Raw genomic sequence first — 20821 nt, forward strand, 5'->3', positions numbered from 1 at the left:
ACTCTTGAAAGCGGCTTTTCCACAAACTAATATTGAGCACCTTCCTCAGATAATAAAAAAATCTACTTTGAATATATATATGCTTGTGTACTTTTAAGCCTTGAACCTCTAACTGAGCTTCAATATTTCTTACAACCCTGGTAACGATCAGAATGTAGGGTACCTACAAAACTTACATCTATGTCCTTATTAGTAATATCTATATCCTTAGAGTATTGCTCCGCATAAAACAATGGTAAAAAGCTCAATTCCTTTCTATCTTTTGCATCTTCAGGGTCAAAGGTAAAAGCTTTATCACAAAGATCAACATACTCAAGAAAGCCCCCTTTGTTTTTAATTGAATCCCACATATAAAGAATAATTTCACAATTAACTCTACTTCTAATCTTTTGGACGATATCTCGATTTATTGCCTCAGTGTCAATCAACAAGATTATATCAATTGAATTAGACTCAATTTCTTTAACAATGCTATCGTAATGACGATGGATAGACTTCTTAAGGAAAATATTTCCAGTTAACCTTAAAAGTATTTTATCCAAAACTTTATTGGATGGCCTTTCATCATATAAGCTAACGTCATACTTTAACTTACTCAATGAAGTTTTAATTTGTTCCGGATACCCAAAGAAATCAGGACACACTACAGCAATTTTTGTACCTCTATTTTTCATTCTCAATAACCCTTATTAACTTCGACGGTACTCCAGCTACAATGGAATTTTTGGGATAATAACCTTTTACCACACTATTCGCTCCAATACTGCACCCGTCCTCTAAATGCGTCCCTGGTAAGATCACCGCTCCATACCCTATAAAACAGTTTTTACCAATATAGACTTCCTTTAGGATCTCTTCTCGATCTGAATACCTAAGATCCACCTGCTCAATTCGATTCTCCAAGTCCGTCACAAGAACATTTCCCGATATAATGGTTGAATCATTAATGGTTAAACTGCCTTTAACTACCACATGAAACCCTTGACCGATTGAAACATTACTCCCAATAGTTAATGATGCACCATCAAAAATTTCAAGCCTAAGACCAGGGAAAAATCCAACTTTATACCCAACGGATAATCTAGATAATCCATATACATAAATTGGCTTACCCAGATAAAAAACACCTGCTTTCTTAGTAAACACACCATAAATCAAACCTCTTAGTAACCAATATACTCGGCCATCTATTAAAAATTTTAATACTTTACTAATCATTAAATTTATCCGCTATTAATCTTACAAAATGAAGGTCTTTATCTCGAAAATGACCTAATATAAAACTACTAGAAACGAATGCTGAAATATTTCTTTTTATACTTTCAGGGTCAACTTCATCATTTATAATTTTACTAATCAATGATTTCATTTCTTTCTTATTATTTAACTTATAGACTGACTTAAGTTTGTCATAATATGCATCCCCCAACACTAAAACTTTTACGCCTAAAGCCAAAGCGTCCATTCCTGTCGTTGAATTATTCACAACTGTTAAGAGAGATTGTGAGATTTGCTCATTTAAATTTTTATCACTTTCTATTGAAACAGTAACGCAATTCAAAACATATTCGTACAATTCATTTTCATACAACCCTTTAAATAAAGGGTGCTCTCTAACGACAAGATGTACGTCTTCAGGTAGGCTATTCCTTACATCTTTCACCATATCAAAATAGCTATCGTATAAAGGGCTATGATGCGTAAAGTTCGCATCATTCGGAACCTGAAGGGCTAGCAACACATATTCCCCACCCCCTCTCTTGCCCTCATAAGCTTTACGAGACCTAAACCAAGATTTATTTTCATATAAATCGACAAAAAAACCATTTGAAGAAAATAAAATTGAAAGCAGTACGTCTAACCCCCTATAAAGTGGATTCCGTGAATAATGAGGTTTTCTTACTCTTGTTTGAAAAGTATCTAGTTGTTTTGTAATCTTTACTCGAATAGAAGCATTGGCATTAACACCCTTAGAGTCAATTAGAGTTGTTCCATACGGGCCCTGCTCAAAATATAAAACCCTAATCCCTAAAGTTTCACAAACAAGCTTAGAGATTGATTCAGACAAGCGATACTCACCCGGGAGTAACACTATATCTGGCGATAACTCAGATAAATACTTCATTAACCCACTATAATATCTATTTGCTTTAGCCTTGAATCGAAATTCGTGCTTTTCAAAGAAATCTGGATTAATATTATGGTGATATCGAAATAGACTATCATCTAAAACTACGTCAGTTTTTGGCCCTCTCTTTAAAAGAGGCAACCATTTGCCTCCCCCACCTCTAATCTTCGAATATAAGTATCCACTTAAATTAATATAGATATGATTTACTGTTATACCTTGAGCATCAAGTTCTTTCCCTAGTTCAAGATAAAACCTAGCATAATCATCATAAAACCCTATTAAAACTACTGACTTATCCATACCGAACCCTTCTTGACGTCAAAGCTCTAACCACTTCACACACAAATAATAAAACCAAAGCCCAAAAAATAAGCTTAATAACAGGGTAAAGGTTATATCCAAACCACCTAGGAAAAGTTGTCATTATTAATATCATAATTAAAGAGCTTACTGGTCCATATTGATTAGAAGATGCCAAACGCCTTAGAAGCAGCCCTCCTAGGATTACCCCGACCCACCCAAACAAGACGTATAGATAAACAGCTGTATATCCTCCATTACCTGGAATATGTGCAAATTTCATGGAATACGTATTGAAAAACGTTTCTTCAGGTAAGCGACTAGACGGTAATACAACCCCTATGATATGCCCATAAATTGATTTTAAGGCGAAATCTCCATCTAATACCCCCTCATCACTTAAACCAATATAAGTAGTACTAGCAACTGTTACCCCTCCCTGATTATTCTCCATAATTCCTTCTTCAGATACTCCAAGCAAAGCTTGCTGATAATTATCAATATTAAATTCATCCCTATATTCTCCGGCCAATTGAACTAACATGTATACTAAAAGTCCGCCAAAAAATAGAGTAATAGACTTAAATCTATTCTGGAAATAAATTCCGAACATAGCAAGAGCAAAGTATAAAAATGGAAGCCTCTTACCTACAAGCAGCGGCAGCAGCATAAAGGCAAATATAAAAGCTAGAACTATCAATGCTTGAGCCCTAGTTTTGCTATGAGCTGAAGCGATCAAAAGAGGTATTATAGCGTATTCAAAAAGTATCGATCCTTGATTTGAGGATCCAATGTATCCGACACCCAATATTGTTCCACCACTTTTAAAACTCAAAATTGCAAAACATGCTAAGATTAAACAACAAAGATAGAAAACTATCGAAGATCGCTGATCCATTTCAATCCATTTAAAAGAAATATAGTTAAGCCTTGTTGAATAAATCAGACGGATAAATATAGACTGTAAAATTACGACTTTTATTGTTAAGTCCGTATCTTGATACTCATCATATATATGATAAGAAACCCCATAAAAGAAATAAAAATATAGAACTATCCAATATGACATGGCAAAAAATTGAAATAGAAACTGGAGGTTTTTAGACCTAATCAGAAGCAATAACGATGAAAGAATTGAGAATACAATTGTAATACGACCGTAGCTTTCGCCAAACTCATTCAAAACCCAACAGCAAATAAAGACAATAAAGAAGAAGGAATTTTCAAGTTTCAGAGCTAGATCTGATTTAGTTAAATATATATTCATCGAAACATCAGCCTTAACCTATGATATTCAGGCAATATTATAGGCAGTGATACCATAAGAAAAACTAAAATAGATTCAAGTAGACTGAAATAATGGCCAAAATATACATTCACCATTAGAACAGTCAATCCCAAAAGAAATGGCTTCACTTTTGCGACGGAGATAATTTCATATCTATTCCAGACCAATCCCGCACTAATTAGTCTTAAAAGAACCATTGAAAACACAGATACACTTGCTGCACCAACTCCCTCATATAATGGAATAAAGTATGCATTTAAAGATATATTTATTGATAAACATACAACAATTAAAGCACTAACAGTCTTTCTATTGTTATTCCAGGCTAGAATCTCCACAGGAGTCCCAAAAAAACCATAAGTAAAAAAACCGAGCAATAAAATCGCTAACACATCGTAAGACTCCATATACCCTCCACCAAAGATTGGAAGAAAGTATCTACCGAACAATATGCCTCCTAGGGATATTAGAAATCCTAACTTCAAGGCTATATCTAAATTTCGATAATAATCCGTAGTGCTTTCGCTACCTTTAGAGAAATCATCTGATTTTAACTCCGACGTTTTAACCAAAGCTAAAAATGGGAAAAAAGCAAAGATCGCTAAGGAGAATCCAATATCATAAACTGCAACTCGATCCATGGCTGTGAGATAACCCAGCATGATCGAATCAACATGAATAAATAGAACAAATGAAAGTGATATTAAGGCATAAACCCCGCCCTCTTTGTAGCTTAAGTGGTATCGCTTAAAAGAGATACTACTTAGCGACAACTTGAATCCATGTGTATTCAAGCGGTAAAAAACCAAAGCCAATAGAAGCAGCTGCGATACCAAATAACCCAAAAATATGCCTTCAGGATTAGTAAAAAGAAAGACACTGCTTCCTACTATAACAAGCCGCACAATACGCTGAAACAACCCAACCATAAAAAACGACTCATTCACATAACCTATTGCTCGAATGCCTGTTGTTGCAAGATTATAAGAAATATATCCAACAACTATAAGAAGTGAGTATATTAGATAATTTACTTTAAAGTTTGGATCTAGATAAGTAATAATTGCATAAGCCAACAAACAAATTACTACCGACCAGCCCACGGTAAATACAAGCTCTTCGGTTAGTAGCCGATTTATAGACTCCCTTTGGCTTTTAATCGCAATTAGACTCTCTCTACCTAGAGTTAGAAGCGCCACCGCTATCGTTATCCAATTAAAAAAATATCGAAAGGTGCCGAATTCTTCGATTTGTACCATACGAGTCAAATAAATCGTAAGCAACAAAAGGAATACATTCCCCATTAACGAAGAAGAAACTGCCGCAACAATGCTATTCATTCAAAAATACTCAATATCTTTAAATGCTAATGCATCCATATCTTTTTCGGATAATAAAAAACCACCTTCAATTTCTGGCCATTCAATATTTAGTTCACTATCATTGTACGCGACAGAGACTTCACTCTTGGGGTCATAATGATTATCAACCTTATAAGAAAATATTGTATGATCTTCGAGTACGAGGAAGCCATGAGCAAACCCTCTTGGAACAAACAGCTGAAGCTTATTTTCTTCACTTAGCTCGACGGCATAATGCTGACCAAATGTTGGACTTTCCCTTCTAAGATCAACAATTACATCAAACACTCTCCCCTTGATGACCCTAACTAGCTTTGCTTGGGTCGCATCTCCTTTTTGAAAGTGCAACCCCCTGAGAACCCCCGTATTGGACTTGGACTCATTATCTTGTATAAAGGAAATATTTTTTCCCAAAGCTTCCTTAAAGCGCTCCAAATTAAAGGGCTCGAAAAAGTATCCCCTATCATCTTCAAATGCTTTTGGCTCAATTAAAAAGGCATCTTTAAGCGGTAATCGATTAAACATTATTTCTTACCGTCCAATATATCCAACAAATATTGCCCATATTGATTCTTACTTAATGGTGTAGCTAGATTTCTTAACTGTTCAGAATCAATAAACCCCATCTCGAAGGCAATTTCCTCTAAGCATGCTGCCTTAAGCCCCTGTCGTTTTTCCAATACCTCAATATACTGAGAGGCTTGCATTAGACTCTCGTGAGTTCCAGTATCCAACCAAGCAAAACCTCTTCCCAGTATTTCAACGTGCAAACTCTGCCGTTCTAAATAAATTTTATTTATGTCAGTAATTTCTAATTCACCACGCTTAGAAGGCTTTATCTTAGTGGCGCATTCCACAACACTATTATCATAAAAATACAAGCCTGTAACCGCATAATTAGACTTCGGTTTATTAGGTTTTTCCTCTAAAGATATCGCATTATTATTCTCATCGAATTCAACGACTCCAAACCGCTCTGGATCACTTACCTGATATCCAAAAATTGTCGCCTTACCATCCCTTGCCATATCAGCAGCAGCTTGCAACTTAGTAGTAAAGCCATGCCCATAAAATATATTATCGCCCAACACCAAACAAATCGAATCAGAGCCGATAAATTCTTTACCGATTATAAATGCTTGAGCTAATCCTTCTGGCTTCGGTTGAACTTCGTAGGAAAAGCGGACACCAAATTGAGAACCATCTTTAAGTAAACGTTTATACCCATCCATATCTTCCGGGGTTGAGATAATTAGAATTTCTTTAATTCCAGCTAGCATTAATACTGAAATCGGATAGTAAATCATTGGCTTATCGTATACTGGAAGTAACTGCTTCGATACTCCCATAGTAATTGGATAAAGCCGAGTACCAGAACCACCAGCTAATACTATTCCTTTCATTTTTTCACCCCCAATCGCTCTCGCATGTAACTTCCATCTTGAACATGCTCGCACCATTCAGTATTCGACAAATACCATTCTACCGTTTTACGAATCCCCGATTCAAAGGTTTCCTCAGGCATCCATCCCAATTTTTGTTTTATTTTTGTTGCATCAATTGCATAACGAATATCATGACCAGGACGATCTTCAACGTATGTAATGAGACCTTTAAATCCACTAAGATTTCCAGAAGAAATCGAGTTTTTATTATCTGAAACTAACTCTTCTAGTAATTCACAAATAGTATGTACAACTTCAATATTTTGTTTTTCATTATGTCCACCTATATTATAGGTTTCGCCGACCTCCCCCTCAGTTACAACTTTGTATAGAGCTCGAGCATGATCTTCGACATATAGCCAATCTCTAATTTGATTCCCCTTACCATATATCGGCAAGGGTTTACCTTCCAAAGCGTTTAGAATCACCAACGGAATCAATTTTTCAGGAAAATGGAAAGGTCCATAGTTATTAGAACAATTAGTTACAATTACTGGTAAACCAAACGTTCTAAACCATGCTCGAACTAAATGATCTGAACCAGCTTTCGTCGCAGAATAAGGAGAACTAGGAGCGTAAGATGTATCTTCGTAAAATAAATCTTCAGGCCCCTCAAGATCTCCATATACCTCATCCGTAGAAATATGATGAAAACGAAAGTTTGCCTTCTGTGATTCTGGTAGTTTACTCCAATAGGTTCGCGCTGCTTCTACTAAAGTATAAGTACCAACGATATTAGTTTCTATAAATGTAGCAGGCCCATCAATCGATCTATCCACATGACTTTCAGCAGCTAAATGCATAATTGCATCAGGTCTATGCACACTAAAAACGCGATCAAGCTCCTCACGATTACAAATATCTACACACTCAAAGCTATATCGCGAATCATTAGAGATACTATCAAGACTTTCTAAATTTCCCGCATAGGTTAACTTGTCTACATTGACCACAGCATCTTGAGTATTTTGAATTATATGTCGAATTACTGCAGACCCAATGAAGCCCGCACCACCTGTAACTAATATTTTTTTCATTTCGAATTATCGAGCTAATTTCAGCCCGCCTACAATTTTTTCATCCAAGAAGAAAAGCCTTCACCTACTGTATCATGACACATTCAGTATTCTACAAAGGCTTGCATATACCCAAGCTTACTTCCACAGTCATGACTTTTACCTGTCATATAAAATGCACCCACTTGCTCCCGCTCAATTAAACTAGCGATAGCATCTATCAGCTGGACCTCATCTCCTGCACAAGGAGGTGTAACTTTTAATAAATTCCAGGTTTTTTACTCAACACGTAACAACCTACTACCGCCAAGTATGAAAGAGCCTCTTCACGCTTTGGTGTTTCAACAACAGCTTCCATTGACTTATTCTCACCTAGAACAATTTCAGCACCTTGTAGATCAACTACTCCGTATTTATGGGCTTCTGCTTCAGGTACCGCTTCCATCATGACCTAGACCCTGGCGGACAAAAGTAAAACACCGTCTAGTGTGATAGCTCTTACCTCATCAAGCCGCTGACGCTTTACGCGAGTTGCTAACGTAGATCCAACTCAAAGGACCTATCAAGATGGTTTTCAATGGCATTTTTAGAGGAATGGGTTACTAATGCTATCTCGGCAATACACACTCTGTGCATTCATTCACCACATATTGAATAAATGGCTTGTCGACCAAAGACAACTTTTCTTTTGGTATAGCTTTAGTTGCTGCTAGCTTGCGTATGTCTAAACCAGCAACCAGAATAACGGCTTTGGTTACTTTTTCCATTCTTTCATTTCGCGATTAAGCTCGCGCCTACAATGTATTTTATTTCGCGAGCAGGCTTGCTCCTAACGTTTTGTCCATGTGCAAAGGGCTCGCACAAGCGCCCCCTTACTATATTTATTTAATGTCGCTTTGCATTTCTTCTATCTGCGATTTCATTTCTTTATACACTTTAAACTTTCGTTCAATAAATCGATTTGCAATTTTTACTTTTTCTTCTACGCCCTTATGTGTAGTAAATATAAATAAGCGTTTTTATAGTTACTGCTTTTGAAATTATTTGCTTTTACCCATGCTTTTTCAATAATGCCTTTGAGGCAGCAATTAATCTTGCCAAGGCTAGGCTGGTACCCATTTCTTCAGCCAATTGTCGTTGGCTTAGCAGGTTGCTTGGTTCAATTAACCGCATGAGCTTGAAATGTATTTCGTCTTGAGTACTCATACTACTTGGGGTTGCCCTGTGTTCAATGCTTTATTCATCTTGGCAAACATACATTGCACTTAATCAAACATTCCAAATATGTTCAACCGCTGAACAGTCTAGCCTCAGCATATTCATTTGCAATTATTTTCTGCTGCTCATGTGTTCTTTTTCACATAACTTATAAAAGTTGACATGTATGAGCGACGTCTTTTAATTTCAGGGGATCCAAACATTTACTTGGGGATATTTACACCGCAATTTAACCTGTAAATATTGCTTAGCTCGCTCACTACTATGGACCAATCGAATCTCGGAAGGTTTGCGCCACATCCGTTTAACGAAATTTAACAAATCCGTTTGCCCCGCATGGGCGCTATAACCACCCATTGTATAAATACCTGCTTCTATTGTTATTTTTTCGCCATCAATGGTCTCATATCCACCACTTGGCCATACTTTTGAATTAAGCGGCCCATTGTACCTGATGCTTGAAATCCTACAAACAAAACATCGTGACGTATACCACCCAACTCATGGCATGAGCTGGTTACGCCACTTACAGCACCATAATGGTTTATTTCTAACCACTAGGATGGCGGAGAAATACTGACCAAAGAGTAGCCACCAATGACTGTAACACTTGAAAGCATCCTTGCTTTGGTTTTTTTGTTAGGTAAGCACTTAACGCCGAATTCTTTATCTATTCAGACACAACCACCAACAGGTAGCTTCCTACTCTTTTGATTCAGCCGCGCACCCAAAACATTCACTATGTTCGAGAGGCACTCTGGGTGCAGACTCCTACAAATAAATAAAAGACTTACGAGTCAATACGCACTTTACGCTTCGGCCCTTTATTTTTAGGCCCTGCTTTCTGGCGCGTTTTCTGGCGATTCATTTCACGTTCGTATTTTTTCATTTCTTGCGGGTCAAGGGTCGCTACCGGCACGGATGGTAAATCAACCAGCTTTGCCAGCTCATCCGTATCGCGCTGATCAAGCTCTTTCCATTTACCCACTGAAATTTGTTTTGGCAAAAAGACACAGCCGTAACGTACGCGCTTCAGGCGTGATACTTTCATATCTTGGCTTTCCCATAAACGACGCACTTCACGATTACGGCCTTCCATAATGCATACGTGGTACCACTGGTTGAAACCTTCACCATCAAAGAACTGTACGTCTGTGAATTTGGCCATACCATCTTCAAGTACAACGCCCTTTTTTAGGTTAGCAATGACTTCAGGGGTCACTTCACCGGCTACTCGTACCGCATATTCACGATCGACACTTTGAGTACTTGGATGCATCAATTTATTAGCTAACTCACCATCAGTGGTGAACAACAACAAACCAGCTGTATTAATATCTAAACGGCCAACCGCTATCCAGCGCTCGCCTTTTAATTCTTGGCAGCTTATCAAATACGGTAGGGCGACCTTCCGGGTCGTTACGAGTACAGACTTCACCTTCTGGTTTATTATAAGCCAGCACACGGCGCGCTGTTTTGACAGCATGCTCAATGACTTTACCGTCTACCTTGATTTCATCCGCTGCAGTAGCGCGCTCACCGAGCTTAGCCACTTCACCATTAAGCTGAATGCGACCTTGTTCAATCCAACGCTCCATCTCACGACGGGAACCTAAACCTATTTGGGCTAGGATTTTTTGTAATTTATCACTCATCAACTGTCTCCGTTTCTGAGTTGTAACTGCTAAGCAGTTAATCTTGGATTTTAATTAAACTTATTAGCTAAGTCGGATAAGGTTTTATCACCCTCTTCTCGGCTATCTTCAATTTCGTCTTGTTCAGCTTCTAACTGAGCAATCATTTCGTCTTCCATGGCAGCCAATAACTCAGCATCGTCTTCTTCGAGAGTAGACGCCTCTTGGTTATTTGTCTGTTGATCGTGTGCCTTGGTTAAGTATGACGACATTTCGCCGCCATCTAACTCAACCGATTCTGAAGACTGTTCGTCATCAGAGTTTTGCAAATTCGTTTCTTCGGCTTTTTCTTCATTTATTGACTTGTATTCTACTGAGCTATTCACTGATGAGCTTTCAACAGTTGATGGCGTCTGAGACACCATCAACTGTTGCTTTTTAAGCAGCTGTTCTTGCTCTGCAATCATTCGAGCTATCGTCGCTTCAGCGATTTCTTCTTCAGTGGCATCTTCTGATAAGCCTTCAACCAAGATACTGTCTTCTACGTCTAATTGTGAGCTAGCTAAGCTGTCATCTAATTGCGCAATTTGCTGTTCAGCATCAAGCATCTCACCAGGATCACTCACTACTTGTTTCGCCTGGGTTTCAGCCTCTTCATCTTCTTGTGCCCGCTTAAACAGGTTATCTTCAACCTGCTGCACCAGCGCGTCGGCGGCTTCCATATCTTGGGCGGCACTGATTAGGTTTTCGCTATCACCTAGTTGCTCTTGATGATTTGAGAAGTCAAAATCACCCTCTTCCGTTTTATCTTCTAATTCTAGAGCATGATTGGCATCGGCAATTTCTTGAATTTGCTCAAGTGTCGGCAATTGATCCAAACTTTCTAAATTAAAGTAATCTAAAAACATTTTTGTGGTGGCGAACATGGCAGGACGACCCGGTACATCACGGTGACCCACCACTTGAATCCACTCACGCTCAACCAATGTTTTGGTAATATGAGAGCTGACGGCAACACCGCGAACATCTTCAATTTCGCCACGGGTCACAGGCTGCCGATAAGCAATAATAGAAAGTGTTTCTAACAATGCACGACTATAACGTTGAGGCTTTTCTTCCCAAAGTCGACTGACCCACTTACCCAGATCTTGCTTCACCTGAAAGCGATAGCCAGTGGCCACCTTTTTCAGTTCATAGCCCTTGTTTTCACATTTCTCGCCAATACGATCTAAAGTCGTTTGTATTCGCGCTTTTTCAGGTTCAAAGCCTTCATCAAATAAAGCTTGTATGCGATCAACACTTAACGTCTGACCTGAGGCCAACATAGCCCCTTCTATAATTTGTTCTAGCAATGCATCACTAATCATCATGAGGCTTTTACCTTCACATGAATCGGCCCAAACGTTTCGTTTTGCACGATCTCTATTAATTGTTCTTTTATGAGCTCTAACGTCGCAAGAAAAGTTGTCACTACGCCGGCACGCCCTTCTTCAACCGTAAATAAACGCGTAAACGGAATAAAATCACCCGTCTGCAAACGCGCCAAAATGTCACTCATGCGCTCACGGGTCGATAATTTCTCACGGTGTACTTCGTGTTCAGTAAACATGTTGGCGCGGTGCAATACATCACTAAACGCAAGCATTAACTCTTTAAATTCGACATCTGGGTGGTTTTTTTCAGCACTGTAGTCTGGTGGCTTAATTTCCACTTCAAATGTATCACGACCCGTGCGCGGTAATTCGTCAATTTCTTCGGCTGCTTTTTTGAATCGCTCGTAATCTTGCAAACGGCGAATCAATTCTGCACGAGGATCTTCTTCCTCTTCCGCTAATTCTGCTGGGCGCGGTAATAATATTCGGCTTTTAATTTCAGCTAGCATTGCCGCCATCACCAAGTACTCACCTGCTAGCTCAAGATGAACGGTTTGCATAAGATCAACGTAAAGCATGTATTGAGCTGTAATTTCTGCCACATTGATTTCAAGAATATCGAGATTTTGCTTACGAATTAAATACAGCAATAAATCCAACGGACCTTCAAACTGCTCTAATATCACCTCAAGTGCATCAGGCGGAATATATAAATCTAACGGTAACTGGGTAAACGCTTCACCATGTACCAATGCAAATGGCATTTCATGCTGCTGATTCTTTTTTTCAGATACAGCAATAGCCTCTGACTCAGCCTGTACGGGCTGATTTATTTCTTCGGTTTGAGGAACATCAGAGGCTTCTGTCATAGTCTTAACGGTACGCCAAGCCCATGGCATGACGAACGTCTTCCATGGTATCTCGAGCCGCTTCGCGGGCTTTTTCACTGCCATCATGAATGATGGATTTAACTAAATCAGGGTTTGCTTCGTATTGTTTTGCACGCTCCTGAATCGGCGCAAGCTCAGCTTGAATAGAATCAATAATCGGCCCTTTGCAATCTAAGCAACCAATGCCTGCACTGCGACAACCTTTTTGCACCCAGTCTTTTACTTCATCATCGCTATACACTTCATGAAGCTGCCATACCGGACAATTCTCAGGGTTACCCGGATCATCGCGACGCACACGGGCAGGGTCTGTACGCATGGTACGAATTTTACGCTCAACTTCGGCAGGTTCTTCACGGATACTAATGGTATTACCGTAAGACTTAGACATTTTGGCACCGTCTAAACCCGGCATTTTTGATTCTGGTGTTAACAGCGCTTGAGGCTCAGGCAAGATCACTTTACCACCGCCCTCTAAATAGCCCATTAGGCGCTCTTTATCGCCAAGGGTAATATTCTGCTGTTCTTTTAATAACGCTTGCGCCGTGGCCAACGCTTCGCCATCACCACCTTCGGTGTAACGCTTGCGCAGACTACTGTATAGCTTGGCGGCTTTTTTACCCATCTTTTTAACGGCGGCTTCGGCGTTTTCTTCAAACCCTGGCTCACGACCAAAAACATAATTAAATCGACGTGCTACTTCACGGGTAATCTCAACGTGAGCCACTTGGTCAGCACCTACAGGCACCATACCTGCGCGATAAAGCAAGATATCGGCACTTTGCAATAACGGATAACCCAAAAAGCCATACGTTGCTAAATCTTTTTCTTTTAGCTTTTCTTGCTGATCTTTGTAGGTAGGAACGCGCTCTAACCAACCCAAAGGGGTGATCATTGATAATAAAAGGTGAAGTTCCGCGTGTTCTGGCACCTTGCTTTGCAAGAACAAAGTGGCACTACCTGGGTTCACGCCTGCTGCTAGCCAGTCAACAACCATGTCCCACACACTGCGCTCCATAACGCTTGGATCGTCATAGTGTGTGGTTAATGCATGCCAATCGGCCACAAAAAAGAAGCACTCATATTCGTGCTGCAACTTGACCCAGTTTTTAAGCACACCATGGTAATGGCCTAAATGTAATTTTCCAGTCGGTCGCATGCCAGACAGCACACGTTGCTGAGAGTCAACAGAACTCAAAGCCTTCTCCTAATACAACAAAGTAAAGTTCCGAAGTTTACCGATGACGCAGGCTAAAAACTACTGATTAACAACAAAAAACGACACTTACCCGTTAAATAACGAATGATGAGAATGAGTGCTAAAAGCAGCAGTACAAGGATTAGTCTAATTCTTCCATTTGGCCCACGCCTTGGCGAATAATCTCATAGGCATCGCCCGTCATATCCACAACGGTGGTGGCTTCGATCCCGCAATATCCGCCATCAATAACCAAGTCAACCGCGTGCTCAAGCATTTGGCGAATCTCATAAGGGTCTGATAGCGGAGTATCGTCATTGGGCATAATCAAAGAGGTCGTCATAATGGGCTCGCCCAGCTCTTCTAAAAGTGCACTGACGATATTATTAGACGGCACGCGAATGCCAATGGTGCGTTTTTTGGGATTCATTAAGCGCCTAGGCACTTCCCGTGTACCGTCCAAAATAAAGGTAAATGCACCCGGAGTATGGGCTTTCAGTAAACGGTAAGCCGTGTTGTCTACCCTGCCATAGGTGCCGATCTCAGCCAAGTCACGACACATTAGTGTAAAGTTATGCTTATCGCTTAATTGCCGAATTTGCTTAACGCGCTCTAACGCCCGCTTATCTTCAAGCTGGCACGCCAATGCATAAGCGCAATCGGTTGGAATAATCGCCAAGCCGCCACCGCGTATGATTTCGGCCGCTTGCTTAATAAGGCGAGCCTGAGGGTTATCAGGGTGAATTTGGAAAAACTGACTCATGTATGGATCCTTAACTGCATTGTATGAGTTTAGCCGAACCGTCAGTAGGTGCTTGGCTTATTGCCAGTGCGTCCACACAGGTGTCACTGATTTTGCCATCGGTACAAATTTACCCAGCTCAGACCAAGGCCTTGGTCCATGAAAGTCACTGCCTTGGCTGCCTAAAAAATCAAATTCATCACATAGCTCAGCCATACGCTTACTAAAACTGGAATCCATCCCACCTGTGGTCACTTCTAAACCGTTACCGCCCGCCTCACTAAAGGCTTTTAGCAATAGCTTAAGCTTGGTGCCTGTTAATTTATATTTATCAGGGTGTGCCACCACAGCAACGCCACCACTTTCACGAATCCAGCTCACGACTTCGCTCATTTCTGGCCACAAGGTTTTCACATCGCCTGCCTTGCCCGCCCCTAAATAGCGTTTAAACGCTTGCGCCATATTATTTACTTTACCCAAATCGATCAGTGCCTGAGCAAAATGAGGGCGACCTATTTGCGCACCATTGGCAATTTCAACGGCTTTATCCCAAATACCTTCAACCCCTTGTTTTTCTAATTTCGCGGCAATGGTTTTAGCGCGCTCGTAGCGGCACTTTTCTTGGCGTTCAACCGAGGCTTGCATAACCGGATGCTGCTCATCAAACCCTAAGCCCACTATGTGGATACCAATGCCGTTCCACACACTGGAAAACTCAATACCACTGACAATTTCTATGTCGTGCTTTTTAGCTTGCTGGCGCGCTTCTTCTAGACCTGAAAGGGTGTCATGGTCAGTGAGCGCTAACATGGTCACGCCCTGCTCAGCAGCTCGATCCACTAAATCACTCGGACTTAACTGACCGTCACTCTTTAAACTATGGCAATGTAAATCCGCTAACATGCAGCACCCTCCATTGGGTGGTTTAAATAATTAGCTGGCATTTATTGCTCAACAATTACATCTTCAAGGCTCAAACCCGTCAGCTTTTTGATACTGCGGAACAGATAAAACAAGGCCGCCATCATGACTATCATGGCCGGGACCGAAATGACGGGAAAGCTCAGCGCCGTCATCTTGCCTAACTCTTCATTAAAGGCTGCGGTGCCCGCTGGACTTACGATAATCCACTTGGCGAGTACGTAATTCAAAAATGATGATAAAAAGAACGAACCTGCCACTAACCATGATGCCACTTTTAGGCTCTGCTCAAATTCGTTTTGAGTTTTATGCTCTTCAAGCGCACTGGCAATGCGATCAACTCGTAGAATTTTGTCATTATAAAGAAACGTCTTAACAAGCGGGAAGCGGGTTTTAAGGGACAAAACCGTCACTAACCCCAAAATACCCGGTATAGCAGCCTCTTTTATCGCAATGTACTGAGGGTCTAGCTGCAATAAGCTAATACCACCGGTTAATAAGATACTAAACACGCCAAGTGCAGAAAACACATTGACCTTTCCTGCACGTCTAAAGTCATATAACCCATACAAAATAGGAAATGCCAGCGCCACGATGATCGCGAGCTGTATGCCATGGTCTTGATAAAAGGCACCTAATGACCAGCCGGTTTGCCCATCTAGGCCTTGTAACTGGGACAATAACCAAGGGCTTTCACTGCCTTTCATTAAGATAAGGGTTGGAATAACAATGTTGAGCAATAAATTCGCTAACATGCTTTCTTTTTTAACTGGAGGTTGCTGACTCATACATGACTACTTTGTGAACGTTATAAGCGCTATTTTAAGCTTTCACGCCTTGATGTCGAGCCATGATTAAGCAGCAGTTGGTTATTCTTATTTTTCGCGGTACGATTGTGGGCAAATTTCATAGTGATAATAATAAATTCCATGTTATATGCCATTATTTCTCAAGATATTCCTAATAGCTTAGAAAAACGACTTGCCGCTCGCCCTGCACACCTTGAGCGCCTACAGTTATTACAACAACAAGGCCGTCTAATTTTGGCTGGCCCGCACCCTGCGATCGATAATGAAGACCCAGGCCAAGATGGATTCACGGGCAGCCTTGTTGTGGCCGAATTTGACAACCTTGAGCAAGCGCAAGCATGGGCAGATGTTGACCCTTATATTAAGGCTGGTGTTTACGAGCAAGTAACCGTGAAACCGTTCAAGAAAGTTTTACCATAAACCCGTAAACTTCATTGTTTACACTGATCGAATTAAAAACAGACAGGAAGCGCAAAGTGAAACGTATTACACTTTTTATACTGACATTATTAGTGCTATACCCAGCAGTGGCCGAAAAACGCTACATTAGTGATGAACTTTGGATCAATCTGCGTAGCGGTCCGGGTAATGAATATAAAATTCTTAAAATTTTAAAAAGCGGTACACACCTTCAGTTTATAGAAGAAGACGATGCAAACAAATTCTCTAAGGTCGTCACAGATAAAGGCCTAGAAGGTTGGGTGCCGACTCGCTTCATTCAAGATGAGCCAATTGCTTTTGAAAAGCTTATTTTAACTCAGCGTGAATTAGCAAAAACGAAAACAGACTTAACTGAGCTACAAGAAAAGTACAATGCCACGAAAAAAACACTGGTTGAAACCAAACGTACAGCTGGCGACTTAAGCGAAGACAAGTCAGAGCAAGAAAAAGAATTAGAGTACATCAAAAAAGTAAGCGCTAACGCCATTGGCCTTGATAAAAAGAATCAAGAACTCGTCGAGCAAGGTGAGCAATTAAAAATCACCGTTGATACACTTCGCGCTGAAAATGAACGCCTGCAAAACAGCAAGGACATGAATTACATTCTTGTTGGCGGCGGCTTAATTTTATTAGGTCTTTTCCTTGGCTGGTTATTCCCTAAACTTTCAGGTCGCGGCAGCGATACCTGGGCTTAACATCTAACAACATAAAAGTCAGTACTGCCTCAATTAGGGGTCTCGGTACTGGCTTTTCTTTTACCTATTTGGAATCGTTATGAATCGTTTATTAATAAGTGCAGCCCTGCTTTTTGTTAGCGCCTTTTCGTTTGCTCAAGATGCCATGCAAGCAGAACCTAAATCTTCAGTTACCGCTGACATAGCCACACCTTACGCGACACTGGTAACCAACAAAGGCAATATCACATTAGAATTACTACCTGAAAAAGCCCCCATCTCTGTTGCAAACTTTTTAAATTATGCCAATGAAGGCTTCTACAACGGTGTTATTTTTCATCGTGTGATTAAAGACTTCATGATTCAAACCGGTGGCTTTAACGAATCAATGACACGTAAAGCAGTGAAAGAACCCATTAAAAATGAAGCTGACAATGGTGTCTTTAACAACCGAGGTTCCCTTGCAATGGCCCGCACCGCACAAGTAAACAGTGCGACCAGCCAGTTTTTTGTTAACGTAAAAAACAACTATTTTTTGAATAATGGCCATCGTGATTTTGGTTACGCTGTATTTGCAAACGTCATCAGTGGTATGGAAGTCGTTGACGCTATCAGTCAAGTTGAAACCACACGCACCAAAGGCATGACCGATGTACCCGCAGAGCCAATCATCATCAAAGAAGTAAAAATCAGCTATACCAAACCATAAAGTTTAAGCGGATCGCTCGTAAGTAATACTCTTTACTAGAGAACACTTACGTGCGGTCAATTGATCACAACATTACACAGCATACTTTTCTCAACGTTCTCTGCTAAAATACCCTCACGCGCTATTTTGAAAGTCCCTTATGATTAAGCAAGCACATATTCAGTGGTCCGATGGCACACCGGTTTCTACCCAATTCGACGATGTCTATTTCTCAAGCATTAGCGGTATTGACGAAACCCGTTATGTATTTTTACAGCACAATCAACTCATTCAACGATGGATAGACGATCACCCTTCTGTTTTTACAATAGCTGAAACCGGTTTTGGCACGGGGTTAAATTTTTTATGTGCTTGCCAGCAATGGTTAGAACACAGCCAAGCCGATCAAACATTGCATTTTGTCAGTGTCGAAAAATTTCCACTTAGTCGTGAACATTTACGCCAAGCATTACAGCCATGGCTTGAACTTGAAACACTGAGCCAGGCCCTATTAAACGCTTACCCTGCCCTTGTGCCAGGCTGGCATACCATTGAACTACCATCATTAAAACAAGGTGCTGGCAACATCGTTTTGCATTTATTTTTAGGAGATATTAATGATTGGCTAGAACAAATCACCGCCAGTGTTGATGCCTGGTTTTTAGATGGCTTTACTCCATCAAGAAACCCAGAAATGTGGGGCGCACACTTATTTCATTCAATGGCACGCCTTAGCCATAGTAAAACCACCATGGCAACATTTACGGCTGCAGGTGACGTACGCCGCGGACTACAAGCGGCAGGATTTAAAACCCAAAAAGCAAAGGGCTTCGGCAAAAAACGTGAAATGCTTTATGGCTACTTCGACGCTAATCAAGGCCCCGTTGCACCCGTCTGGCTAACAGAAAAACCCTGGTTTGCTCATGAATACCACGTAACCTGTAAAAACAAACAGGCCATTGTAATTGGTGCTGGCATATCAGGCTGCGCCACTGCCTACTCTCTCGCTACAAGAGGCTGGCACGTTACATTGATTGATCAACACAAAACCGTTGCTGGTGGTGCTTCAGGTAATGCACAAGGTGTGCTGTACGCCAAGCTGTCTAGCGATATGAATATGCAAAGTGAGTTTTATTTAGCGGGCTACCTGCATAGCTTGCAGTTACTCAAGCGCGTCATGCCGGATAAAAAACAGTGGGATAACTGCGGCGTATTACAGCTGGCGTTCAGTGAAAAAGAATTTAAGCGTCAGCAGCAATTTTGTGAAAACTTTGATTTAAGCGATGTGCTTGTGCCTGTAAATCCTGATCAAGCTAGTGAACTTGCTGGCACAAACATAGAAAATAGTGGCCTGTATTTTAAAGATGGTGCATGGGTTTATCCCGCGGCTTGGTGTGACGCGCTGATTAACCATTCGAATATACAATTTTTATCCGAACAAACTGTGTGCAACATCACACAAAATACCGATCAACGCTGGCACGTCTCAATCGAATCTTCTGATATTAAATTACAGCAAAGAGATTCAAAATCGTTGACATCCGACAGCGTTATTATTTGCAATGCGCATGACGCTAAAAAATTAGCTCCCTTATCTTTTTTGCCAACTAAACCCATTGCAGGTCAAGTATCACAATTAAGCTGTAGTAACATGCAACTTAATACGGTTTTGTGCGGTGATAGCTATGTCACACCCACACACAACCAACAATTGAATTTTGGTGCAACGTATCGTTTAAAGTCTGAAGACTGCGTGATCACACAAGCGGATCACGATGACAATGTAGCAAAGCTTAATCAGAATTTCCCATCGGTTGCGCAACAAGTTGACGTAAAGAACGCACCAACTGGACGGGTATCCGTGCGCTGCACAACGCCTGATTATGTACCAATTGTGGGGGCCGTTTGCGATGAGAAAGCGTTTAAGCATCACTTTAAAGACTTGAATAAAAGTAAACACTGGCGATTTTATGAAGCGGCGCCTTTTTTAAAAGGCTTGTATTTAAATATTGGTCACGGCTCTCGTGGATTAAGCTCAGCTCCGTTGTGCGCAGAATTCATTGCAGCGCAAATGAATAACGAGCCATGGCCACTGACAAAGACACAAGCGAACATGCTAAGCCCAAACCGCTTTTTAGTTAGTCAGACGATTAAGGGCCAATAAGACATCATTGGTCGTTTGCCGCTTGATCTCTAGGTTGGCCAATAGGCAGGACATGATTTTTAGCTGTCATTCGATTTTGTCGAATCGCAATCATCACTTGTGATATTTGCTCGCATTGCTTGCGAGTGGCGGCTAATTGAAGCTGAAGATCGTCCGCACAGGTAAACAAATCCTTGATCACCTTGTGAAACTTATAGACATGTAAATGTGTCATGTTCGCCTCCTTTGTGGCCCTATTATCAGGGTAGTCCTGAATCACTAAGGCACGCCAGCAAACATAACTAAATAGGCTAACTAAGTTGGTCTTTATGCAGTATTGATACAGACTGACTGTCGTGATCAAACACAATCACCGCCCGCCCTGATTTAATTTGTGCCAACACTTGCTGGCTTTTTTGCTCAAAGGAATATTCTTGTTGACCGTAGTCAGTGCCTTCACGGTTAATGAAAGCCTCTATCACACCGTCTAACGCATCTTGGCTAAGCTGAGAATAATCAATTGAAGTGTACTGAAAACCATCACTCATA

The 20821-nt window shown here is 40.8% G+C and carries 24 protein-coding genes and 1 pseudogene; 4 read left to right on the forward strand and 21 right to left on the reverse strand.

Features of this window, described 5'->3' with window-relative positions:
* Positions 1 to 119: 119 nt before the first annotated feature.
* From ACU6U9_RS10990 to ACU6U9_RS11080, 19 genes and pseudogenes are all read right to left on the reverse strand, one after another.
* Positions 120 to 674, reverse strand: a complete 555-nt coding sequence (locus ACU6U9_RS10990; protein ID WP_446735094.1) for a hypothetical protein — start codon at positions 672 to 674, stop codon at positions 120 to 122.
* Complete coding sequence (locus ACU6U9_RS10995; RefSeq protein ID WP_446735095.1) at positions 664 to 1218, reverse strand: acyltransferase; 555 nt, start codon at positions 1216 to 1218, stop codon at positions 664 to 666. Before ACU6U9_RS10995 ends, ACU6U9_RS10990 begins: the two co-directional genes overlap by 11 nt.
* The gene (locus ACU6U9_RS11000; protein WP_446735096.1) at positions 1211 to 2431 is read right to left on the reverse strand and encodes a capsular polysaccharide export protein, LipB/KpsS family; all 1221 of its coding nucleotides are present in this window, start codon (positions 2429 to 2431) and stop codon (positions 1211 to 1213) included. Before ACU6U9_RS11000 ends, ACU6U9_RS10995 begins: the two co-directional genes overlap by 8 nt.
* Positions 2424 to 3698, reverse strand: coding sequence for a hypothetical protein (locus ACU6U9_RS11005; protein ID WP_446735097.1), 1275 nt, complete (start codon positions 3696 to 3698; stop codon positions 2424 to 2426). Before ACU6U9_RS11005 ends, ACU6U9_RS11000 begins: the two co-directional genes overlap by 8 nt.
* Positions 3695 to 5059, reverse strand: coding sequence for an oligosaccharide flippase family protein (locus tag ACU6U9_RS11010; protein WP_446735098.1), 1365 nt, complete (start codon positions 5057 to 5059; stop codon positions 3695 to 3697). Before ACU6U9_RS11010 ends, ACU6U9_RS11005 begins: the two co-directional genes overlap by 4 nt.
* On the reverse strand, positions 5060 to 5608 hold the full coding sequence (gene rfbC / locus ACU6U9_RS11015; RefSeq protein ID WP_446735860.1) for a dTDP-4-dehydrorhamnose 3,5-epimerase: 549 nt from the start codon (positions 5606 to 5608) through the stop codon (positions 5060 to 5062). It abuts the gene before it with no gap.
* Positions 5605 to 6483, reverse strand: a complete 879-nt coding sequence (rfbA, locus tag ACU6U9_RS11020; RefSeq protein ID WP_446735099.1) for a glucose-1-phosphate thymidylyltransferase RfbA — start codon at positions 6481 to 6483, stop codon at positions 5605 to 5607. Before rfbA ends, rfbC begins: the two co-directional genes overlap by 4 nt.
* Complete coding sequence (gene rfbB, locus ACU6U9_RS11025) at positions 6480 to 7562, reverse strand: dTDP-glucose 4,6-dehydratase (RefSeq protein WP_446735100.1); 1083 nt, start codon at positions 7560 to 7562, stop codon at positions 6480 to 6482. Before rfbB ends, rfbA begins: the two co-directional genes overlap by 4 nt.
* A 238-nt stretch (positions 7563 to 7800) precedes the next feature.
* On the reverse strand, positions 7801 to 7989 hold the full coding sequence (locus ACU6U9_RS11030; protein WP_446735101.1) for a hypothetical protein: 189 nt from the start codon (positions 7987 to 7989) through the stop codon (positions 7801 to 7803).
* Positions 7990 to 8149: 160 nt separating this feature from the next.
* A complete protein-coding gene (locus ACU6U9_RS11035; protein WP_446735102.1) occupies positions 8150 to 8308 on the reverse strand; it encodes a hypothetical protein in 159 nt (52 codons plus the stop codon).
* A 283-nt stretch (positions 8309 to 8591) separates the two neighbouring features.
* Positions 8592 to 8747, reverse strand: a complete 156-nt coding sequence (locus ACU6U9_RS11040; protein ID WP_446735103.1) for a hypothetical protein — start codon at positions 8745 to 8747, stop codon at positions 8592 to 8594.
* A gap of 198 nt (positions 8748 to 8945) precedes the next feature.
* The gene (locus ACU6U9_RS11045) at positions 8946 to 9224 is read right to left on the reverse strand and encodes an MBL fold metallo-hydrolase RNA specificity domain-containing protein (RefSeq protein ID WP_446735861.1); all 279 of its coding nucleotides are present in this window, start codon (positions 9222 to 9224) and stop codon (positions 8946 to 8948) included.
* Between the two features lie 373 nt (positions 9225 to 9597).
* Positions 9598 to 10414 (reverse strand): annotated as a pseudogene (gene rluB, locus ACU6U9_RS11050) (23S rRNA pseudouridine(2605) synthase RluB); the annotation flags it as partial.
* Positions 10415 to 10464: 50 nt separating this feature from the next.
* Positions 10465 to 11763, reverse strand: a complete 1299-nt coding sequence (scpB, locus tag ACU6U9_RS11055) for an SMC-Scp complex subunit ScpB (RefSeq protein WP_446735104.1) — start codon at positions 11761 to 11763, stop codon at positions 10465 to 10467.
* Positions 11760 to 12530, reverse strand: coding sequence for a segregation and condensation protein A (locus tag ACU6U9_RS11060; protein WP_446735862.1), 771 nt, complete (start codon positions 12528 to 12530; stop codon positions 11760 to 11762). Before ACU6U9_RS11060 ends, scpB begins: the two co-directional genes overlap by 4 nt.
* Positions 12531 to 12639: 109 nt before the next feature.
* On the reverse strand, positions 12640 to 13854 hold the full coding sequence (locus tag ACU6U9_RS11065) for a tryptophan--tRNA ligase (protein WP_446735105.1): 1215 nt from the start codon (positions 13852 to 13854) through the stop codon (positions 12640 to 12642).
* Between the two features lie 142 nt (positions 13855 to 13996).
* Positions 13997 to 14617, reverse strand: coding sequence for an L-threonylcarbamoyladenylate synthase (locus ACU6U9_RS11070; RefSeq protein ID WP_446735106.1), 621 nt, complete (start codon positions 14615 to 14617; stop codon positions 13997 to 13999).
* Between the two features lie 57 nt (positions 14618 to 14674).
* The gene (locus ACU6U9_RS11075; RefSeq protein ID WP_446735107.1) at positions 14675 to 15499 is read right to left on the reverse strand and encodes a PHP domain-containing protein; all 825 of its coding nucleotides are present in this window, start codon (positions 15497 to 15499) and stop codon (positions 14675 to 14677) included.
* A 41-nt stretch (positions 15500 to 15540) separates the two neighbouring features.
* The gene (locus tag ACU6U9_RS11080) at positions 15541 to 16305 is read right to left on the reverse strand and encodes a VC0807 family protein (RefSeq protein WP_446735108.1); all 765 of its coding nucleotides are present in this window, start codon (positions 16303 to 16305) and stop codon (positions 15541 to 15543) included.
* A gap of 141 nt (positions 16306 to 16446) precedes the next feature.
* Between ACU6U9_RS11080 and ACU6U9_RS11085 the strand changes: the two genes are divergently transcribed.
* The 4 genes from ACU6U9_RS11085 to mnmC all read left to right on the forward strand — a co-directional run bounded on the left by ACU6U9_RS11085 (position 16447) and on the right by mnmC (position 20293).
* On the forward strand, positions 16447 to 16746 hold the full coding sequence (locus ACU6U9_RS11085) for a YciI family protein (protein WP_446735109.1): 300 nt from the start codon (positions 16447 to 16449) through the stop codon (positions 16744 to 16746).
* Between the two features lie 56 nt (positions 16747 to 16802).
* Entirely contained in the window at positions 16803 to 17462 is a 660-nt protein-coding gene (locus ACU6U9_RS11090) for a TIGR04211 family SH3 domain-containing protein (RefSeq protein ID WP_446735110.1), read from the forward strand.
* Between the two features lie 79 nt (positions 17463 to 17541).
* Positions 17542 to 18150 (forward strand): peptidylprolyl isomerase, encoded by a 609-nt coding sequence (locus ACU6U9_RS11095; protein WP_446735111.1) that lies wholly within the window; start codon positions 17542 to 17544, stop codon positions 18148 to 18150.
* Between the two features lie 139 nt (positions 18151 to 18289).
* A complete protein-coding gene (gene mnmC, locus ACU6U9_RS11100; protein ID WP_446735112.1) occupies positions 18290 to 20293 on the forward strand; it encodes a bifunctional tRNA (5-methylaminomethyl-2-thiouridine)(34)-methyltransferase MnmD/FAD-dependent 5-carboxymethylaminomethyl-2-thiouridine(34) oxidoreductase MnmC in 2004 nt (667 codons plus the stop codon).
* Between the two features lie 4 nt (positions 20294 to 20297).
* Here the strand turns inward: mnmC and ACU6U9_RS11105 are convergent, their stop codons facing one another.
* Both ACU6U9_RS11105 and ACU6U9_RS11110 read right to left on the reverse strand, forming a co-directional pair.
* The gene (locus ACU6U9_RS11105; protein ID WP_446735113.1) at positions 20298 to 20507 is read right to left on the reverse strand and encodes a hypothetical protein; all 210 of its coding nucleotides are present in this window, start codon (positions 20505 to 20507) and stop codon (positions 20298 to 20300) included.
* Positions 20508 to 20583: 76 nt separating this feature from the next.
* Positions 20584 to 20820, reverse strand: coding sequence for a YheU family protein (locus tag ACU6U9_RS11110; protein WP_446735114.1), 237 nt, complete (start codon positions 20818 to 20820; stop codon positions 20584 to 20586).
* Position 20821: the final 1 nt, after the last annotated feature.

The sequence above is a fragment of the Pseudomonas sp. HK3 genome (assembly GCF_052920985.1).

Excerpts from the sequence above, each read along its gene's own strand:
- ACU6U9_RS10990 (WP_446735094.1), bottom strand. The coding sequence starts at position 674 with ATGAAAAATAGAGGTACAAAAATTGCTGTAGTGTGTCCTGATTTCTTT.
- ACU6U9_RS10995 (WP_446735095.1), bottom strand. The coding sequence starts at position 1,218 with ATGATTAGTAAAGTATTAAAATTTTTAATAGATGGCCGAGTATATTGG.
- ACU6U9_RS11000 (WP_446735096.1), bottom strand. The coding sequence starts at position 2,431 with ATGGATAAGTCAGTAGTTTTAATAGGGTTTTATGATGATTATGCTAGG.
- ACU6U9_RS11005 (WP_446735097.1), bottom strand. The coding sequence starts at position 3,698 with ATGAATATATATTTAACTAAATCAGATCTAGCTCTGAAACTTGAAAAT.
- ACU6U9_RS11010 (WP_446735098.1), bottom strand. The coding sequence starts at position 5,059 with ATGAATAGCATTGTTGCGGCAGTTTCTTCTTCGTTAATGGGGAATGTA.
- rfbA (WP_446735099.1), bottom strand. The coding sequence starts at position 6,483 with ATGAAAGGAATAGTATTAGCTGGTGGTTCTGGTACTCGGCTTTATCCA.
- rfbB (WP_446735100.1), bottom strand. The coding sequence starts at position 7,562 with ATGAAAAAAATATTAGTTACAGGTGGTGCGGGCTTCATTGGGTCTGCA.
- ACU6U9_RS11030 (WP_446735101.1), bottom strand. The coding sequence starts at position 7,989 with ATGATGGAAGCGGTACCTGAAGCAGAAGCCCATAAATACGGAGTAGTT.
- ACU6U9_RS11035 (WP_446735102.1), bottom strand. The coding sequence starts at position 8,308 with ATGGAAAAAGTAACCAAAGCCGTTATTCTGGTTGCTGGTTTAGACATA.
- ACU6U9_RS11040 (WP_446735103.1), bottom strand. The coding sequence starts at position 8,747 with ATGAGTACTCAAGACGAAATACATTTCAAGCTCATGCGGTTAATTGAA.
- scpB (WP_446735104.1), bottom strand. The coding sequence starts at position 11,763 with ATGATGATTAGTGATGCATTGCTAGAACAAATTATAGAAGGGGCTATG.
- ACU6U9_RS11060 (WP_446735862.1), bottom strand. The coding sequence starts at position 12,530 with ATGCCATTTGCATTGGTACATGGTGAAGCGTTTACCCAGTTACCGTTA.
- ACU6U9_RS11070 (WP_446735106.1), bottom strand. The coding sequence starts at position 14,617 with ATGAGTCAGTTTTTCCAAATTCACCCTGATAACCCTCAGGCTCGCCTT.
- ACU6U9_RS11075 (WP_446735107.1), bottom strand. The coding sequence starts at position 15,499 with ATGTTAGCGGATTTACATTGCCATAGTTTAAAGAGTGACGGTCAGTTA.
- ACU6U9_RS11080 (WP_446735108.1), bottom strand. The coding sequence starts at position 16,305 with ATGAGTCAGCAACCTCCAGTTAAAAAAGAAAGCATGTTAGCGAATTTA.
- ACU6U9_RS11085 (WP_446735109.1), top strand. The coding sequence starts at position 16,447 with ATGTTATATGCCATTATTTCTCAAGATATTCCTAATAGCTTAGAAAAA.
- ACU6U9_RS11095 (WP_446735111.1), top strand. The coding sequence starts at position 17,542 with ATGAATCGTTTATTAATAAGTGCAGCCCTGCTTTTTGTTAGCGCCTTT.
- mnmC (WP_446735112.1), top strand. The coding sequence starts at position 18,290 with ATGATTAAGCAAGCACATATTCAGTGGTCCGATGGCACACCGGTTTCT.
- ACU6U9_RS11105 (WP_446735113.1), bottom strand. The coding sequence starts at position 20,507 with ATGACACATTTACATGTCTATAAGTTTCACAAGGTGATCAAGGATTTG.
- ACU6U9_RS11110 (WP_446735114.1), bottom strand. The coding sequence starts at position 20,820 with ATGAGTGATGGTTTTCAGTACACTTCAATTGATTATTCTCAGCTTAGC.